This window comes from Kitasatospora sp. NPDC004669 (assembly GCF_040609455.1).
Taxonomy (GTDB): Bacteria; Actinomycetota; Actinomycetes; order Streptomycetales; family Streptomycetaceae; genus Kitasatospora.
The window spans coordinates 159,663-176,500 of record NZ_JBEXKB010000009.1; the positions used below are offsets into that span (position 1 = coordinate 159,663).

General features: G+C 71.3%; 19 protein-coding genes. 11 read left to right on the forward strand and 8 right to left on the reverse strand.

All coding sequences use genetic code 11. From position 1 onward, the window contains the following. Positions 1–11: 11 nt before the first annotated feature. Together ABZW30_RS10640 and ABZW30_RS10645 are read right to left on the reverse strand one after the other, a co-directional pair. Positions 12–905, reverse strand: coding sequence for a 2-hydroxy-3-oxopropionate reductase (locus ABZW30_RS10640; RefSeq protein WP_355670673.1), 894 nt, complete (start codon positions 903–905; stop codon positions 12–14). 92 nt (positions 906–997) lie between these two features. Beyond that, on the reverse strand, positions 998–1,840 hold the full coding sequence (locus tag ABZW30_RS10645; protein ID WP_355670722.1) for a TIM barrel protein: 843 nt from the start codon (positions 1,838–1,840) through the stop codon (positions 998–1,000). Positions 1,841–2,048: 208 nt separating this feature from the next. Between ABZW30_RS10645 and ABZW30_RS10650 the strand changes: the two genes are divergently transcribed. From ABZW30_RS10650 to ABZW30_RS10680, 7 genes are all read left to right on the forward strand, one after another. After that, the gene (locus ABZW30_RS10650) at positions 2,049–2,303 is read left to right on the forward strand and encodes a thiamine-binding protein (RefSeq protein WP_355670674.1); all 255 of its coding nucleotides are present in this window, start codon (positions 2,049–2,051) and stop codon (positions 2,301–2,303) included. Next, on the forward strand, positions 2,300–2,680 hold the full coding sequence (locus tag ABZW30_RS10655; protein ID WP_355670675.1) for a helix-turn-helix domain-containing protein: 381 nt from the start codon (positions 2,300–2,302) through the stop codon (positions 2,678–2,680). The genes ABZW30_RS10650 and ABZW30_RS10655 overlap by 4 nt, the downstream gene beginning before the upstream one ends. 235 nt (positions 2,681–2,915) lie before the next feature. Next, positions 2,916–3,419 (forward strand): 2-oxo-4-hydroxy-4-carboxy-5-ureidoimidazoline decarboxylase, encoded by a 504-nt coding sequence (gene uraD / locus ABZW30_RS10660; protein ID WP_355670676.1) that lies wholly within the window; start codon positions 2,916–2,918, stop codon positions 3,417–3,419. Between the two features lie 106 nt (positions 3,420–3,525). Beyond that, the gene (uraH, locus tag ABZW30_RS10665; protein WP_355670677.1) at positions 3,526–3,864 is read left to right on the forward strand and encodes a hydroxyisourate hydrolase; all 339 of its coding nucleotides are present in this window, start codon (positions 3,526–3,528) and stop codon (positions 3,862–3,864) included. A 27-nt stretch (positions 3,865–3,891) separates the two neighbouring features. Continuing rightward, positions 3,892–4,812: a factor-independent urate hydroxylase gene (gene pucL, locus ABZW30_RS10670; RefSeq protein ID WP_355670678.1), complete on the forward strand. Its 921-nt coding sequence runs from the start codon at positions 3,892–3,894 to the stop codon at positions 4,810–4,812. A gap of 409 nt (positions 4,813–5,221) precedes the next feature. Then, on the forward strand, positions 5,222–6,547 hold the full coding sequence (locus tag ABZW30_RS10675; RefSeq protein WP_355670723.1) for a nucleobase:cation symporter-2 family protein: 1,326 nt from the start codon (positions 5,222–5,224) through the stop codon (positions 6,545–6,547). Between the two features lie 69 nt (positions 6,548–6,616). Continuing rightward, positions 6,617–8,002, forward strand: a complete 1,386-nt coding sequence (locus ABZW30_RS10680) for an 8-oxoguanine deaminase (RefSeq protein ID WP_355670679.1) — start codon at positions 6,617–6,619, stop codon at positions 8,000–8,002. Between the two features lie 235 nt (positions 8,003–8,237). Here the strand turns inward: ABZW30_RS10680 and ABZW30_RS10685 are convergent, their stop codons facing one another. Together ABZW30_RS10685 and aceB are read right to left on the reverse strand one after the other, a co-directional pair. Further along, a complete protein-coding gene (locus ABZW30_RS10685) occupies positions 8,238–8,624 on the reverse strand; it encodes a gamma-glutamylcyclotransferase (protein WP_355670680.1) in 387 nt (128 codons plus the stop codon). A gap of 144 nt (positions 8,625–8,768) precedes the next feature. Then, positions 8,769–10,421: a malate synthase A gene (aceB, locus tag ABZW30_RS10690; protein ID WP_355670681.1), complete on the reverse strand. Its 1,653-nt coding sequence runs from the start codon at positions 10,419–10,421 to the stop codon at positions 8,769–8,771. 201 nt (positions 10,422–10,622) lie between these two features. Between aceB and ABZW30_RS10695 the strand changes: the two genes are divergently transcribed. Together ABZW30_RS10695 and ABZW30_RS10700 are read left to right on the forward strand one after the other, a co-directional pair. After that, a complete protein-coding gene (locus ABZW30_RS10695; protein WP_355670682.1) occupies positions 10,623–11,420 on the forward strand; it encodes an IclR family transcriptional regulator in 798 nt (265 codons plus the stop codon). 198 nt (positions 11,421–11,618) lie between these two features. Then, a complete protein-coding gene (locus ABZW30_RS10700) occupies positions 11,619–12,239 on the forward strand; it encodes a hypothetical protein (protein ID WP_355670683.1) in 621 nt (206 codons plus the stop codon). An 18-nt stretch (positions 12,240–12,257) separates the two neighbouring features. On the opposite strand, the gene ABZW30_RS10705 is transcribed toward ABZW30_RS10700, so the two are convergent. Further along, on the reverse strand, positions 12,258–12,470 hold the full coding sequence (locus ABZW30_RS10705) for a hypothetical protein (protein WP_355670684.1): 213 nt from the start codon (positions 12,468–12,470) through the stop codon (positions 12,258–12,260). A 105-nt stretch (positions 12,471–12,575) separates the two neighbouring features. Between ABZW30_RS10705 and ABZW30_RS10710 the strand changes: the two genes are divergently transcribed. Beyond that, on the forward strand, positions 12,576–12,905 hold the full coding sequence (locus ABZW30_RS10710) for a MoaF N-terminal domain-containing protein (protein ID WP_355670685.1): 330 nt from the start codon (positions 12,576–12,578) through the stop codon (positions 12,903–12,905). Between the two features lie 104 nt (positions 12,906–13,009). Here the strand turns inward: ABZW30_RS10710 and ABZW30_RS10715 are convergent, their stop codons facing one another. Both ABZW30_RS10715 and ABZW30_RS10720 read right to left on the reverse strand, forming a co-directional pair. Beyond that, positions 13,010–14,152, reverse strand: coding sequence for an alpha/beta hydrolase-fold protein (locus ABZW30_RS10715; protein ID WP_355670686.1), 1,143 nt, complete (start codon positions 14,150–14,152; stop codon positions 13,010–13,012). Between the two features lie 153 nt (positions 14,153–14,305). Beyond that, complete coding sequence (locus ABZW30_RS10720; protein ID WP_355670687.1) at positions 14,306–14,932, reverse strand: TetR family transcriptional regulator; 627 nt, start codon at positions 14,930–14,932, stop codon at positions 14,306–14,308. Positions 14,933–15,070: 138 nt separating this feature from the next. Between ABZW30_RS10720 and ABZW30_RS10725 the strand changes: the two genes are divergently transcribed. Beyond that, positions 15,071–15,835, forward strand: a complete 765-nt coding sequence (locus tag ABZW30_RS10725) for an SDR family oxidoreductase (protein WP_355670688.1) — start codon at positions 15,071–15,073, stop codon at positions 15,833–15,835. A gap of 278 nt (positions 15,836–16,113) precedes the next feature. On the opposite strand, the gene ABZW30_RS10730 is transcribed toward ABZW30_RS10725, so the two are convergent. Next, positions 16,114–16,773 carry a Pr6Pr family membrane protein gene (locus ABZW30_RS10730; protein ID WP_355670689.1) on the reverse strand — a complete coding sequence of 220 codons (660 nt, stop codon included), beginning with the start codon at positions 16,771–16,773 and terminating at the stop codon, positions 16,114–16,116. Positions 16,774–16,838: the final 65 nt, after the last annotated feature.

The following is a 16,838-nucleotide window of genomic DNA, read 5'->3' on the forward strand; positions in this document are numbered from 1 at the left end:
CCCCGGGGGTGTTACTCGACCTCGCGGCCGGAGAGCCGCTCGACGCCGCGCAGCAGCGCCGAGTGGTCCAGCGAGCCGTCGCCGTTGGCCCGGGCGGAGGCGACCAGCTGGGCCACCACGGCGCCGACCGGCAGCGCGGCGCCCACGGCACGGGCGGCGTCGGTGACGATGCCCATGTCCTTGTGGTGCAGGTCGATCCGGAAGCCGGGGGCGAACTCGCGGCCCAGCATGTTCGCCTTCTTGCGGTTGAGCACGGTCGAGCCGGCCAGGCCGCCGCCGAGCACGTCCAGCGCGGCGGCGAGGTCGACGCCGGCGTTCTCCAGGAACACCACGGCCTCGGCGAGCACCTGGATGTTGACCGCGACGATCAGCTGGTTGGCGGCCTTGACGGTCTGGCCGGCGCCGGCCGGGCCGACGTGCACGACCGTGGTGCCCAGCGCGTCGAACAGCGGCTCGGCCTCGGCGAAGTCCTCCGCCGCACCGCCGACCATGATCGAAAGGACCGCCTCGACCGCACCGGCCTCGCCGCCGGAGACCGGGGCGTCCAGGGCGCGCACGCCCTTCTCCCGGGCGGCCTTACCGACCTTGATGGAGGTCTGCGGGGTGATCGAGGACATGTCGATCACCAGGGTGCCGGCCTTGACGTTCTCCAGGACACCACCCTCGCCGAGGACGACCGCCTCGACGTGCGGGTCGGCCGGGACCATGGTGATGACGACCTCGGCGTCCTTCACCGCGTCCGCGATGCTGGCGGCACCCCGGCCGCCGGCCGCGACGACGGCGTCGATCGAGGCCTGGGAGAGGTCGAAGCCGGTCACCTGGTGGCCGGCCTTGACCAGGTTGACGGCCATGGGCTTGCCCATGATGCCGAGGCCGACGAAGGCGATCTTGCGGGAGGCGCTCATCGCGTCGAGTTCCTTACGTGTGCGGGGTGGGTGGTGGCTTGCCGGGCGGGCGGTGGGTGCGCCGCACTGCCGGGCCGCGCGATCGGGCCGCGCTACCGGGCCGCGCGCAGCTCGCGCGGCAGCCAGCCGAAGCTGTCGGCGCTGACGCCGGTGGAGGGGCGGTACTCCAGGCCGATCGGGCCGCGGTAGCCGGCGGCATCGAGCCGGGCGAACAGGTCCTCGAAGTCCAGCTCGCCGGTGCCGGGCTCGTTGCGGCCCGGATTGTCGGCGATCTGCACGTGGCCGATCCGGTCGGCGTAGGTGTCGATGACCGCCGCCAGGTCCTCGCCGTTCTTGGCCAGGTGGTACAGGTCGCAGAGGAACTTGGCGTTCCCCAGGCCGGTGGCGGCGTTGACCTTGTCGACCACCTCGACCGCGGCGGCCGCGGAGACCAGCGGGTAGTCCGGCGACTCGGCCTTGTTGAGGGCCTCGATCAGCAGGATCGCGCCGATCCCGTGCGCGGCCCGGGCGGCGAGCGCCAGGTTCTCCAGCGCCAGCGCGTCCTGCTCGGCCGGCTCGACGCCCTCGACCCGGTTGCCGTACAGCGCGTTGAGCGCGGTGGCACCGAGCGAGGCGGCGAGCTCCGCCGCGACCGGGACGTTGGCGCGGAACCGCTCCTTCTCGGACGGGACCGAGGCGGTGCCCCGGACGCCCCGGCTCAGGTCGTCCAGGTAGTTGAGGCCGGTGAGCCGGACCCCCGCGTCGCTGAACGCCATGCGGAGCGCGTCCAGTTCGGCCCGGGACGGGTTGTGCTCCGCACCGAAGGGCCACCAGAGTTCGGCGGCCGTGAAGCCGGCCGCGACAGCCGCCGCGGGGCGCTCCAGCAGCGGGAGTTCGCTGAACAGGATCGACAGGTTGACCGTGAAGCCGTGCTTGGCGGCCGCCGTCACGTCCATCACCTCTCACTCTCCTCCTTCATCCGCAACTTCCACGATACGGAAGAGGGATTCTGTGTGGTGGAAGCATCTCCGGCCCGCCGAGTGGGTGTCAAGGGTGTCGCAACATTTTGTTGAAGCCGCCCGGAGCCCCCTCCGGACCGCCCGGGACCTGCGGACGGGTCCCCGGCCCCTGCCCGCCGCCACCCCCGCTCGATACAGTGAGCACGTGCGATTGATGGTGGAGTTCACGACAGAACCGTTCGAGCTGGACACGTTCCCCGAGCACGCCGCGGCGGCCCGCAAGGTCGTCGACGAGGCCGGCCTGGATGTGTCGGTCGGCCCCTTCGGGACCGGCGCCGAGGGCGAGGCCGACCAGGTCCTCACCGCGGTGACCAGGCTGCTCCGGGAGACCCTGGACGCCGGCGCGACCCGGATCTCCGTCCAGGTCAGCGTGCTGGGCGAGGAGGGCGGCACGCCGTGACCGAGCACGCGCAACACCCGCTCGCCGCGGCGGTCAAGCCGCTGCTGGACGCGGTCGGCGCGACGCCCGTCCCGCTGGACGAGGCGAAGGCCGAGGACGTCGTCCTGGAGTGGGAGGGCGTCCCGGCTCTGGCCGTCCGGCTGCCGCACCTGAGCAGCGCACTGGACCGGCTACTGGCCGAGATGGCCCGCCAGTTCGACGGCCGGCCGTTGGCCGAGCTCGACCGCGGGGAGAAGCAGCGGGTCGTCGCACTCCTGGAGGAGCGCGGCGCCTTCACCGTCCGCCACGGGGTCGAGACGGTCGCCTCGGCGCTCGGCGTCAGCCGCTTCACCGTGTACAACTACCTCAACCGCCAGGACGGCGCGAAGTCCTCCTGAGGCCCGAGCCCCCTCCCGGGCGAGCCCGGAGAGCGGCCCGCCGAACGAGTGACCCCGCCGCTGTGGACAGTCTGGATCGACCCACGGCGGGGCACACTTGGCGAATCGCACACGAAAGGGCCCGGCATCGCGGGCCGGTTCAAAACGTAACCACCAACCGTTCAACAAACTGTTGACGACAGGGTGGGGTCGATCTAGCTTTTCCGGGTGGCACCACTCTTCAGGAGGTCCACCCGTGACCAACCACCCCCACGCCCTTGACGCCCTGGCCGCGGCCGATGCCGCGGAGCTGGAAGAGCTCCTGCTGGAGGTATGCTCCAGCCCCCGTTGGGCCGCCGCCGTCGCGCAGGCCAAGCCCTGGTCGAGCCGGGAGGCCCTGCTCGCCGCCAACGCGGCGGCGATGGCCGTGCTGACCGCCGCGGACCTGCGCGACGCGATGGCCGGCCACGCCCGGATCGGCCGACCCAAGGCGGGCGACGCCACCTCCGAGCGCGAGCAGGCCGGCATCCAGGGCGTGGACCAAGCCGTCCTCGACGAACTGCACCGGGCCAACGCCGCCTACGAGGCCAAGTTCGGCCATGTGTTCCTGATCTGCGCGACCGGCCGCACCGCGGTCGCCATGCTCGCCGCCCTGCGCGAGCGCTACCCCAACGACCCCGCCACCGAGGCGGAGATCGTCCGGGGCGAGCTGCGCAAGATCAACGACATCCGGCTCAGCCGCCTCCTCGACGCAATCTGACATATCGTCAAGAATGCTCCACGGGGCCGCGCGCACCGCCCGAATGTCGCATCCCGTCAATATCTGGCGCATCATCACCTCTGCCATCAGTAAGGTCACCTCACCCATGACTGGCATCTCCACCCACGTGCTCGACACCAGCCTCGGCCGCCCGGCCGAGGGCGTCCCGGTCGAGCTCGCACTGCACACCGAGGGTGGCTGGCAGGTGCTCGGCACCTCCGCCACGGACTCCGACGGCCGGGTCAAGGACCTGCCGGCCGTGGAGGCGGGCTCGGTCGTCCGGCTGCTCTTCGACACCGGCGCCCACTACGCGCGCAAGTCCACGGAGCCGCCGTTCTTCCCCGAGGTCTCGATCGTCTTCACGGTCGCGCCCGCGCAGCAGCACTACCACGTGCCGCTGCTGCTGAACCCGTTCGGATACTCGGTCTACCGCGGAAGCCAGTAGACCGACCTGGAAGCTTAGGAGCCTGTCATGGCCCACGTGCTCGGTCAGAACCAGTACGGCAAGGCGGAGAACCGCATCGTCCGGGTCTACCGTGACTCCACCCGCCACGAGATCAAGGACCTGAACGTCTCGGTCTCCCTCCAAGGCGAGTTCGAGGACGTCCACCTCACCGGGTCGAACGCCAACTGCCTTCCCACCGACACCACCAAGAACACCGTCTACGCCTTCGCCAAGGAGTACGGGATCGAGTCGGCCGAGGCCTTCGGCATCATCCTGGCCCGACACTTCGTCGAGGACACCGAGCGCGGAGTCGTGCACAGCGCCCGGATCCGGATCGAGGAGTACGCCTGGGACCGGATCAAGACGCCGGACAGCTCGGCCCGCTTCATCGGCTCGGAGGAGATCGGCCACTCCTTCGTCCGCAACGGCCAGGAGACCCGCACCACCGAGGTCGTCTACGACGGTGAGAAGGTCCAGGTCATCTCCGGCCTCAAGGACCTCATCGTCATGAACTCCACCAACTCGGAGTTCTGGGGCTACATCAAGGACAAGTACACCACCCTGCAGGAGGCGTACGACCGCATCCTCGCCACCCAGGTCACCGCCCGCTGGAAGTACGGCTACAGCGGCCGGGACGGCGAGGCCCAGCCCAACTGGAACCGCTCCTACACCCACGTGAAGCGGCACATGCTGGAGGCGTTCGCCGAGACCTACTCCTACTCGCTGCAGCAGACCCTGCACGCGATGGGAACCCGGGTCCTCAACAACCGCGCCGAGGTGGACGAGGTACGCCTCGAACTGCCCAACAAGCACCACTTCCTCGTCGACCTCGCGCCCTTCGGCCTCAAGAACGAGAACGAGGTCTACTACGCCGCGGACCGCATGTACGGCCTGATCGAGGGCACCGTGCACCGCGAGGGCGTCGTCCCGGTCATCCCGGTCGCCTGACCTCCCCCGCCCCGACCGCATGGACTCCGCCCGGAGTCGCCGCACCCTCCGGCCCGCGCCGGCCGGTCGGGTCCGGGCGGACCGCACCACCCGCACCATCCGCACCACCTGTTTCTCCACCCCCACCAACCGGAGTTCGTGCCCGCCTCGCGGCGGCCGGCCCGGGGCACTGGAGAAGCGCCCCGAGGGATCCTTACTCCGCCGTCCCGCCCTCGGGGGGTCTCCAGCGCCACGGGCGCGCCGGGAGCCACGGGCACAAGAGGGGCTCGACATGGCACCCAGCAACACCAGCAGTTCAGACGGCGGTTCCACCCCGGCAAGAACCCCCGGCCCGGACGGCACGTCACACCGCCTCCCCGGCAAGCCGTCCGGGTCCGGTACCCACCCCGTGGACGAGGTGCTACCCCCGATGAAGCTGTTCTCCACCGGGCTCCAGCACGTCGCCGCGATGTACGCGGGGGTCGTCGCACCCCCGCTCATCGTCGGCGCCGGCGTCGGGCTCTCCGCCGCCGACCTCGCCCTGCTCATCTCGGCCAGCCTGTTCACCGCCGGACTGGCCACCCTGCTCCAGACCCTCGGCGTCTGGAGGATCGGCGCGCGGCTGCCGTTCGTGAACGGCGTCTCGTTCGCGGGCGTCGCGCCCATGATCGCGATAGCGAACGAACACGGCCCGAAGACCGCCCTCCCGGTGATCTTCGGAGCGGTGATCGTCGCGGGGGGCCTGTGCTTCCTCGCGGCGCCGTACTTCTGCAAGCTCATCCGGTTCTTCCCCCCGGTCGTCCAGGGCACCGTGATCACCCTCATCGGGGTGTCCCTGCTCCCGGTGGCGGTGAACTGGGCGCGCGGCGGTTCGCCGAGCGCCCCCGGGTTCGGCTCCATGCGGGCCATCGGCCTCGCCGCGATCACCCTCGCCGCGGTGGTGCTCTGCAACCGGCTGCTGCGCGGCTTCTGGCAGCAGCTGTCCCTGCTCGTCGGTCTGGCGTTCGGCACCCTGATCGCCTTCCCGCTGGGGCTGGCCGACTTCGGCGCGGTCAGGGAGGCGAAGGTCTTCGCCCTCCCGTCCCCGTTCCACTTCGGCACGCCGATGTTCGACGCTGCCGCGATCGTCTCGCTCTGCATCGTCATGCTGGTCTCGATGACCGAGTCCACCGCCGACATGCTCGCGCTCGGCAAGATCGTGGAGCGCGAGGCCGACGAACCCACGCTCGCCGCCGGTCTACGGGCCGACGGACTGGCCACCGCGCTCAGTCCCGTCTTCAACGGCTTCGCCGCCAGCGCCTTCGCCCAGAACATCGGGCTGGTGGCGCTGACGAGGATCCGCAGCCGCTTCGTGGTCGCGGCCGGTGGCGGCATCCTGATCCTGCTGGGGCTCTTCCCCGTGCTCGGTTCGGTCGTCTCCCTGGTGCCGCAGCCCGTACTCGGCGGCGCCGGGATCGTGCTCTTCGGCACGGTCGCGGCGAGCGGGATCCGCACCCTCGCGGAGGCCGGTATGGAGTCCGGCTCCAACACCATCCTGGTGTCGGTCTCGCTCGGGGTCGGGATCATCCCGATCGCCGTGCCGACCTTCTACGACTCCTTCCCTGAGGCCGTCCGGACCCTGATGCACTCGGGGATCTCGGCCGGCTGCGTGATGGCCGTCCTGCTCAACCTGCTCTTCCACCACGTCGGAGCCGCCCGCCGGACCGAATCCGGCCAGACCTCCGACGCGACGGTGCCGACGGCGACACCGTCCTGACCGGTCCGGGCAGCGGCGCGCACCAGCCGGTGCGCGCCCCTCCCGGCCCTCCCCCATAGGAGTGACACCATGGCAGTCCAGCCCCCGCCCGCCGACCAGCGGATCGTGATCGAGAACGTCGCGATCGCCACCGTCGACGCCGCCGACACCGAGTACGCCCGAGGCCACGTGGTCATCCTCGGCAACAAGATCGAATCCGTCGGCGACGGCCCCGCCCCGGCGTGGCTGGACAACGTGGTGCGCCGGATCAACGGCGAGGGCCACCTGCTCACCCCGGGCTTGGTCAACACCCACCACCACTTCTACCAGTGGATCACCCGCGGCCTCGCCCAGGACGACATCCTGTTCGACTGGCTGGTCGCCCTCTACCCGACCTGGGCGCGGATCGACGAGAAGCTCGTGCACGCCGCCAGCCAGGGCTCGGCCGCCGCCCTGCTCAAGTCCGGCTGCACCACCGCCTCGGACCACCACTACGTCTTCCCCGAGGACGGCGGCGACGTCCTCGGCGCCTCCATCGAAGCCGTCCAGGAGCTCGGCCTGCGCTTCACCGCGCTGCGCGGCTCGATGGACCGCGGCAAGAAGGACGGCGGGCTGCCGCCGGACCACGCGGTCGAGGAGCTCGACGACATCCTGGCCGCCTCCGAAGCCGCCGTGGACCGGTACCACGACTCCTCCTTCGGCTCGATGCTGCACGTCGCGCTGGCGCCCTGCTCGCCGTTCTCGGTCTCCACCGACCTGCTGCGCCAGTCCGCCGAACTCGCCCGCCGCAAGGGCGTACGGCTGCACACCCACGGCTCGGAGACGGCCGAGGAGGAGCAGTTCTGCAAGGAGCTGTTCGGCATGGGGCCGACCGACTACTTCGAGTCGGTGGGCTGGCTCGGCGAGGACGTCTGGATGGCGCACTGCGTCCACATGAACGACTCCGACATCGCCAAGTTCGCCGAGACCGGCACCGGCGTCGCACACTGCCCGTCCTCCAACGCCCGGCTGGCCGCCGGAATCGCCCGGGTGCCCGACATGCTCAAGGCCGGCGTGCCGGTCGGGCTCGGCGTGGACGGCACCGCCTCCAACGAGTCCGGCGAGCTGGGGACGGAGCTGCGCAACGCGCTGCTGATCAACCGGCTGCACGGCTACCCGACCGCCCTCACCGGGCGCCAGGCGCTGCGGCTGGGCACCATGGGCGGCGCCCGGGTGCTCGGGCGGCAGGCCGAGATCGGCTCGATCGAGGTCGGCAAGCTCGCCGACCTGGCGCTGTGGAAGATCGACGGGGTCATGCACTCCTCGATCGCCGACCCGGTCGCGGCCCTCACCTTCGGCGCGCTGCCGCCGCTGGCGGTGCTGTTCGTCAACGGCAACGCCGTGGTCGAGAAGGGCGAGCTGACCACCGTCAACGAGGACCGGATCGCCCGCGCCTGCGCCCGAGCGGCCAAGGAGCTGGCCTCCCGGCCGGTCTGACGCTCCAGTGGCTCCGGGGCGCCCAGGGACGGTGCGTGACCCGGACTCCGTACGCCCGGCCGGGTGTGCGGATCGTAGCCCCGAACCCACGGCGAGGGTTCGGGGCTACGGCGTTTTCGGGGGCGGGCGGCTGACGGCGGACAGAGTTCAGCGAACAGATAACAGATGACAGATGACAGATGACAGCGAACAGATGACGAAAGCTGTCATCCGCCACCTGTTCGCTGTTGTGCGTTCAGGCGGTGCGGCCGAGCGTGGCCAGGTAGGCGCGCCAGCCGCCGTGGTGGGTGATCTCGCGGTGCACGCCGCGCTCGACCTCGCCACGTGCGAGCAGCATGGACAGGCACGCGGAGCCGTCCTCCAGCTTGATCACGCCGAGCTCCAACTCCCGCGGCTCGCCGGGCAGGATGACGTCCCTCAGGTGCTCCAGGGTGATCTCGTACAGCTCGCCCTCGATCGCGGCGTCCACGGTGGCGTCGCACAGGAGCCCGGGGCAGACGTCGTCGATGGAGAAGAAGCGGTAACCAGGGGCGGTACGGGCCGGGCCGATCAGCGAGTCGGCGACCTTGGCATGGAACGGGCCGCCGACCATGGCCTGCCCGTCGAAGAAGACACGGACCATACGTGGACTCCTCATGGAAAAGCCGTTCCGCACGGCGACGAGAGGACTGGTGGATGTCGTCGCCGTACGGAACGGAGTAAAGGGGTGGCGGAACTGCTACAGCCCGGCAGGCGGCAGCGGCGGCGGCGGCGGACAGATTGGCGCTCAGCCCAGCAGGGGAAGCGCGGGGAGGGTCAGGAAGTCCGCGAACTCCTCGGCCAGGGCGACCTGTTCGAAGAGCTGGGCCGCCTCGCGCCAGCGACCGGCGGCGTAGGCCTCGGCGCCCAGCTCGGCGCGGAGTTCGGCCAGCTCCGCGGCGACCAGGGCGCGGACCAGCTCGGCGGTGGTCTTCTCGCCGGTGTCGGACAGCACGACCCCGTTGTGGATCCACTGCCAGATCTGCGAGCGGGAGATCTCGGCGGTGGCGGCGTCCTCCATCATGTTGAAGATGCCGACCGCGCCGAGGCCGCGCAGCCACGCCTCGATGTAGCGGATGCCGACCTGGACGGCGTTGTGCAGCCCGACGTGGGTGCAGGTGCCCCCGGCGCCCGCGATGTCGAGCAGTTCGGCCGCGGTGACCGGCTCGGACGGGCCCGGGTTGTCCTTCTGGTTGGGGCGCTCGCCGAGTACCGCGTCGAAGGAGGCGCGGGCGACCGGCACCAGGTCCGGGTGGGCGACCCAGGAGCCGTCGAATCCGTTGCCGGCCTCGCGGTCCTTGTCCGCCCTGACCTTCTCCAACGCGGCGGCGTTGACCTCCGGGTCCTTGCGGCTGGGGATGAACGCGGCCATGCCGCCGATCGCGTGGGCGCCGCGCTTGTGGCAGGTCCGCACCAGCAGCCGGGTGTACGCGGCCATGAACGGCGAGGCCATGGTGACGCTGTTGCGGTCCGGCAGGATGTAGTGCTCGCCGACGTCGCGGAAGTTCTTGACGATCGAGAACAGGTAGTCCCAGCGCCCGGCGTTGAGGCCGGCCGCGTGGTCGCGCAGCTCGTAGAGGATCTCGTCCATCTCGAAGGCCGCGGTGATGGTCTCGATCAGCACGGTGGCGCGGACGGTGCCGTGCGGGATGCCGAGTTCGGCCTGGGCGTGGGTGAAGACGTCGTTCCACAGCCGGGCTTCGAGGTGGCTCTCGGTCTTCGGCAGGTAGAAGTACGGCCCGGAGTTCGGGTCCTCGGCGCCCTTGGCGAGCAGCCGGGCGGCGTTGTGGAAGAAGTACAGGCCGAAGTCGACGAACGCGCCGGCCACCGGGACGCCGTCGACCAGCAGGTGGTTCTCGTCCAGGTGCCAGCCGCGCGGGCGGACCACGACGGTGGCGAGTTCGGCGGCGGGCTTGAGGGTGTAGGCCTTGCCGGCCGCGCTGGTGAAGTCGATCCGACCCTCGAACGCGTCGATCAGGTTGACCTGGCCGCCGACCACGTTCTCCCAGGTCGGGGAGGTGGCGTCCTCGAAGTCCGCGAGCCAGATCCTCGCCCCGGAGTTGAGCGCGTTGATGACCATCTTGCGGTCGGTGGGACCGGTGATCTCGACCCGGCGGTCCTGGAGGGCGCGCGGCGCCTCGGCGACCGTCCAGTCGCCGGCCCGGACGTCGGCGGTCTCCGGGAGGAAGTCCAGCGTGCCGGTGCGGGCGATCTCGGCCCGGCGGGTCCTCCGCCTGGCCAGGAGCTCCTGCCGGCGGCCCTCGAACGCGCGATGGAGGCCGACCACGAAGGCGACCGCCTCCGGAGTGAGCACCTCCTCCGCCCGGTGGACGCGCGGACCGGCGACAGTGACGACCGGAGCGGCGGGGGAGGCGCCGACGGGCCCCTGATCTGCAGCCATGAGCAGGACACTCCTAAGACGGTTGAGCCTGGCGAAGGGAGCTCCGGTGGGAACCCCCTTGGGAACTTCCTCGATCGGAACCCGCTTGTCGGCGAGTTCGATTCTGTAAGGTGGAGACTAGTTTCCGCGATACAGAATTTCAACGGTTTGTTGAGAAGGTCGCCGGGACTCCACTCCTCCCCGACAGCGAAGGGAACGCCGGTGGTTGCGACCCCCGACACAGCATCGACGACAGGCGCCGACCGCGCGAGCGGCGGCGTGCAGTCCGTCGAGCGCGCCTTCCAACTCCTGGAGGCGCTGGCCGACTCCGGCGGCGTGGCCACGCTCAGCGAGCTCTCCACCAGTTCCGGCCTCCCGATGCCGACCATCCACCGACTGGTTCGTACCCTCGTCCAGCAGGGCTATGTCCGCCAGGACACCGCGCGCCGCTACACCCTCGGCCCCAGGCTGATCCGCCTCGGCGAGACCGCTGGCCGCCTGCTCGGCAGCTGGGCCCGCCCGTACCTGGCCGAGCTGATGGAGGCCACCGGCGAGACCGCCAACCTGGCGGTGCTGGAGGGTGGCGAGGTGGTGTACGTCGGGCAGGTGCAGTCGCGGCGCTCGATGCGGATGTTCACCGAGGTCGGACGGCGGGTGCAGCCGCACTGCACCGGCGTCGGCAAGGCGCTGCTCGCCCAGCTCCCGGAGGACGAGGCGCGCGTGGTCCTGGGCCCCAACCCACTGCCCGCGCACACCGAGTACACGGTCACCGACCCGCAGGAGCTGATGGGTCAGCTCGCCGAGGCGCGCGAGCGCGGCTACGTGGTGGACGACCAGGAGCAGGAGATCGGCGTCCGCTGCATCGCGCTGGCCGTCCCGGGCGCGCCGACGCCCACCGCGCTCTCGGTGTCCGGCCCGGAGGCCCGCATCCGGGCACTGGAGGAGCAGGCAGGCGCCTCCGCGCTGGTACCGGTGATGCGCCGGATCGCGACCCGGCTCGGGCAGGTCCTCGCGCCATGACGGCACGTCAACCACTGTCACGTCAACCATTGTGCTGAGCGTGGGAGGTGGGCCGCCTTGCCTCGCGTGCCCGCTGTCCCTCGTTCGACGGACGGCGGGCGGGTTGCGCCGCGCCCGCGGCCGCGGTTCCGCCACCCTGGTGCGGACGCGGCCCGTTACGGCGCGGGCGGCCGGAGCGTGAGGGCAGGGTGAACGGGGATGGCACACCTGGACGCACGGAGCGAGCGGTTCGGTCTCGGGAGGTCCGGCCTCGGGAGGTCGGGTGCCGGGAGGTCCGGTGTCGGCCGGTTCCGCGCCGGACTGGTCGCCGCCGTGGCGGCGGGCTGTGCGACGGCGGTGCTGGCCGGGGTGCCGTCCTGGGCGCTGCGGCAGCCCGATCTCCGGCCGGGCGCGGACCTCACCGTGGCCGCCGTACCCTCCGGCTCCGACCTGGAGGTGGTCCGGCTCGCCCCGGACGCCGCCCCGCCCGGCGGCACCACCACGATCCACGCCTTGGTCGCCAACCGCGGCCCGCACACCACCGCCTCACCGTTCACCGTCGTGGTCGCCCTGCCCGAGGGCGTCACCCCCGAGGGCCCGTACCTCCCCGCCGGCTGCCAGGTGCTCCACCACGGCCGCCGGGTGAGCTGCGTCTTCGGGCCCGGACTGCCGCCGCTGCGCAGCGCGACCGCCCTGATCCCGGTCCGGCTGGACCCGGATCTCCCGGAGGGCGAGCTCGGCGGCGGCCGGGTCGAGGTGCTCGGCGCGGACGACCGGAAGGCGAGCGGCAACCGGCAGCCGTTCGACATCAGGGTGGTCGAGACGGCTGCCGGTTCCTGAGAGCGGCCGGTTCCTGGGCTACGTGCACTTCGAGTCGGCGCCGTAGTAGGTGCCGATGGTGACCCACTGGCCGATCACGGTGGCGCCGTGCTCGTGGGCGAAGCCGATGGCGAAGACCCGGCGACCGGTGCCTGCCGGGTACTGGGCGAGGCCGGTGGCGCGGTGGCGGCCCGTACCGTGACACTCGGGCCGCCCGAGTCCGCCCGGTCGGATAAATTGGAACCCTGGCATTTTCCGCGGTGCACAAGTGCGCCGAGCCCGATCCGCACGACCCCTGCACCTCCCGCCCGTCCCGTACGGTCCGCCCACGCTCCAGAGAAGAGGTCCCGCTCCACCATGACCGCGTCCCTGCCCGCCTTCGCCGGCCGTACCTACCTCTTCCGGGCCGACAACGGCGCGGCCTTCCGCAACAGCTACTCGGCCGACGGCAGGCGGTTGCGCTGGGAGGGCCTCGGCGAGTCGGCTGGCCAGTGGGAGGACGTGCTGCTGCACGTAGCCGAGGTCGCGCCGGAGATCTACTTCGTCAGCTGGACGGAGCAGAGCGGGATCACCGTCAGCCATGTGATGGACCTCAACAAGCTGACCGTGCGGGCCTTCTGGACCTTCGAGGGCGAGGGCGGCCGGGTCGGACAGCTGCACACCGGGACGCTGGAGCGGGTGGCCTGAGGCGCTTCCTGAACGTGAACTGAACCCCCGGAGCCGTGGCTCCGGGGGTTCAGTTCACGTTCAGGTTCTTCGGGTCGTCGGGGCTGCCCCGCCCGACGCGGGCGTCACACGGTCTGGTTCGGCACCTTGAGGTGGTCGGACAGCCACTCCAGCGAGGAGGGCAGCAGCGCGCTCCAGGTCTCGAAGTTGTGGCCGCCGTTCTCCAGCATGCTGTAGGAGACCTTCATCGGGCTCTGCGCCGCGTCGACGAAGGCCTCGGTTTCCTGCTTGTAGTTGCCGTCGCCCTTCTTGGTGCCGGCCAGCAGCACGGAGATCTTCGGCTGGGGCAGGTTCTTCAGGCGCCACATCAGGTTGGCCTCGTCACGGCGCTGCTTGCTGCCGCCGAAGAGGTCGCCGGTGGTCGGGTCGTCGGCGGCGTCGTAGTACGCGGACAGGGCGACGGCGGTCGGGAAGACGTCCGGGTGGCGCATGGCCAGCTTGAGCGCGCAGTAGCCGCCGGTGGAGTTGCCCATGAAGGCCCAGGCCTGCGGGTCGGTGGAGACCCGGAAGCTGGCCTGGATCGCCGAGGGGACGTCCTTGGTGAAGTAGGTGTCGGACTGGGCGCCGCCCGGGATGTCCTCGCACTCGGTGTCCTGCGGCAGGGCGGGCGAGGGGCGCATCAGGACCATGACGGTCGGCTGCATCCTGCCGTCCTGCAGCAACTTGAGCGCGGCGCCCGGGTAGTTGAAGCGGGTGATCAGGTTCTCGGCGATCCCGGGGAAGCCGGTGCTGACGATCACGGCCGGGAACTGCTTCTGCGCGTACGCGGGCTGGAAGTACTGGGGCGGCAGGTAGACGTAGCCCTCGGTGGACAGCCGGCTGACCTTGCCGTCGATCCGGACCTTGCGGATCTCGCCGGACTGGCCGGGCTCGCGGCCCAACGCTCCCCCGCCCTGGACCGAGGCGTGGCCGATGGTCTCGACCATGAGGCGGCCGGAGGCGTCCGCCTTGTTGTGGATCACCACCGGGCCGGTGCTGCCGGTGCCCAGCAGGTCGTCCCAACTGCTGTAGAAGGCAAAGTAGTTGTTCGCCACCAGGCCGAGTGCGGCGAGCACTGCGAGCTGGGTGGCGAGCAGCGTGCCGATCCGGCCGAACACCGCCTGCCAGGTCTTCTTGGCGAGTCTGGGCCACAGCCAGACCGTGCCGGCCATCATCACGACGGCGATCAATACGGCCAGCGCCAACACCTTGTGGCTCGTCAGACCCATGTCCTACTTGCTCCCACGCCTCGAACTCCCCGCCCCCTCCGCTCAGGACATCCGAGGAGGTCACCCCGGTTCCCCCGCCGGGGCACGCGATCACCAACCCTAGCGGGAGCTGGGAGAAAGCTGATGATCGGCCGAGGGTTGGCCCGCCCACCCCTACTCCCCGCCGGCCCGCTCCCAGAGCCCCAGCCCCGCCGTGAGCTCGCGCATGCAGCGGGCGCCGAGGTCCTGCGGGGAGCCCGGGCCGGTGGCGGGGGCGTCCGAGGAGGCCCACTGCTCCAGGGCCACCCGGATCGCCGCCGTCGCCGCGGCGGCGGCCAGCCGGATCTCCAGCGGGTCGGTCCCGGCCGGGCAGCGGTCGACGAGGACCCCCCGCAACCGCTCCTCCGAGCCCGCGTGGACCCGCTGCCAGGTGCCGTCCAGCTTCGGGTCGCGCAGCAGACTGCGGGTCCAGTGCATCGCCTCGACCGCCGCGTCGTCCGCCGGGGTCAGCGACGCGACCGCCGAGCGCTCCAGCGCCTCGCGCAGCGGCAGGTCCGCCGCGCTCTCCGCGAGCAGGTCCACCCAGCGCTGCCCGCCCGCCGCCAGCAGCGGCGCGACGGCGTCCTCCTTGACGGAGAAGTAGCGGTAGAAGGTGCGCAGCGAGATGCCCGCGGCGAGGGCGATCTCCTCGGCGGTGGTGGCCTCGGCCCCCTGCTCGGCGAAGAGCGTGGCGGCGGTGCGGGCGATCTCCAGCCGGGTGGCGTCACGGCGGCGCTGGGTCAGGGTCGGGCGTCCGGTCACAAGGGTCAGCGTACGCAGCCGATCACCCCGATGGCACATCGCGTCGCGAAGTCACATCAAGACTTATTGGCACGTCGTGCCACATGGGCGTACCGTGTCTCTTGAGGTCGAGAGACCACGAATGAACGGAGTACCACCATGGAGCGCTTCAGCGGACGGAACGTCCTGATCACCGGCGGCGGCTCTGGCATCGGCCAGGCGACCGTGCACCGGATCCTCGCCGAGGGCGGGAAGGTCGTCGCCGTCGACGTCAACGAGGACGGCCTGAAGAAGACCCTGGACCGCGCGAGCGCCGACGGCACCGCGGACCGTCTGACCGTCCAGGTCCTGGACATCTCGGACGAGGCCGCCGTGGTGGCCGGCGCGGCCGAGGCGATCGCGGGCCTCGGCGGCCTGGACGTCCTGGTCAACGCGGCCGGCATCCTCCGCTCCTCGCACACCCACGAGACCACCCTGGAGTTCTGGAACAAGCTCCTCGCGGTGAACCTGACCGGCACCTTCCTGATGACCCGCGAGGCGCTCCCCGCCCTCCTCGCGACCGGCAAGGGCGTGGTGGTCAACTTCAGCTCCACCTCCACGGGCTTCGCCCACCCCTACATGGCCGCGTACGCCGCGACCAAGGGCGGCATCCAGTCCTTCACCCACGCGATCGCCTCGGAGTACTCGAAGCAGGGCCTGCGCGCGGTCTGCGTCGCGCCGGGCAGCATCGACAGCGACATGACCAACAACCCCGGCCTGCCCGCCGACGCCGACTTCAGCCTGCTCGCCAAGCTCTCCCCCGCCATCGGCCGGGGCTTCGCGGGCCCGGAGACGGTGGCCGGCGTGATCGCCATGCTGGCCTCCGACGACGGCGCCTTCGTCACCGGCACCGAGCTGCGCATCGACGGCGGCACCCACATGTGACCCATCGGCGCGTGAACCACCGACGGGGCCTGTGCCCTCCCCCGTGCGGCACAGGCCCCGTCGCGCGTTCTCGGACCGGTCGGTCCAGCGGCTTCGCCCTCAGCGGTTCGCGGGTGAGGCCGTCGGCGAGCAGTTCACCGGGCTCCGCGAGCGGGGCGAAGCCGTGGCGGCGGTGGAGCGCGAGGGCGGGTTCGTCGCCGGGGAGTACGGCGAGGCGCGGCGTGCTGCCGCCGGTGGCCCGGGCCCGGCCTTCGACCTCCTCGACCAACCGGGCGACGTCAGCCGGTTCCGGCCTGGGCGTGCCGTCCGTTCGGCTCCGCGCCCTGCCGGGCGTCGCGGCGTGCGGTGAGGGTGTTGCCCACCGCGGCGACGGCGGCGCCGACCAGCAGGAAGGCCATCGTCATCAGGAAGCACGCCCCCGCGATCCGGCGGTACCCGCCGTGCCGGGCGGGGTCGAGGAACGGGTAGGGGTACCAGTCGACGGCATGGCCGCGGATCAGTACGTACGCCAGGTAGACCAGCGGGAACGCCATCCAGCTGAACACCACCGCCGGGCGGATGCGCTGGGCGGGCGGGTCGATCAGCCAGTCGGCGAGCACGACCAGCGGCATCACGCGGTGGACCACGTCCGCCACCCACGGGATCACCAGCAGGTCCGGGTAGTTCGCCAGCGTCGTACCGTAGGCCAGACCGGTGACGGCCAGGTAGAGCACCACCGCCCCGCGCACCGCGTCCGGCACGGGCCGGCGCCCGGTCAGCCCGGCCCAGCCGCCGTAGCCCAGGACGGCCATCCCGGCGAGGTTGCCGAGGTTCGTGAAGTAGCTGAAGTAGTTCACGATCCCCGTCGCGTCGGTCGCCGCGTGGTAGCCGGAGAAGCAGAGCGCGACGGCGAGGAAGACCGCGACGGCGAGCCGGGCGGGTGCGAGCCACGAGTGCATCGTCGGGCCGCCTCTCTGGGGCGTGTTCCGGCAGGGGCTACTCGGATTCAAACCCCGGCGGGCGC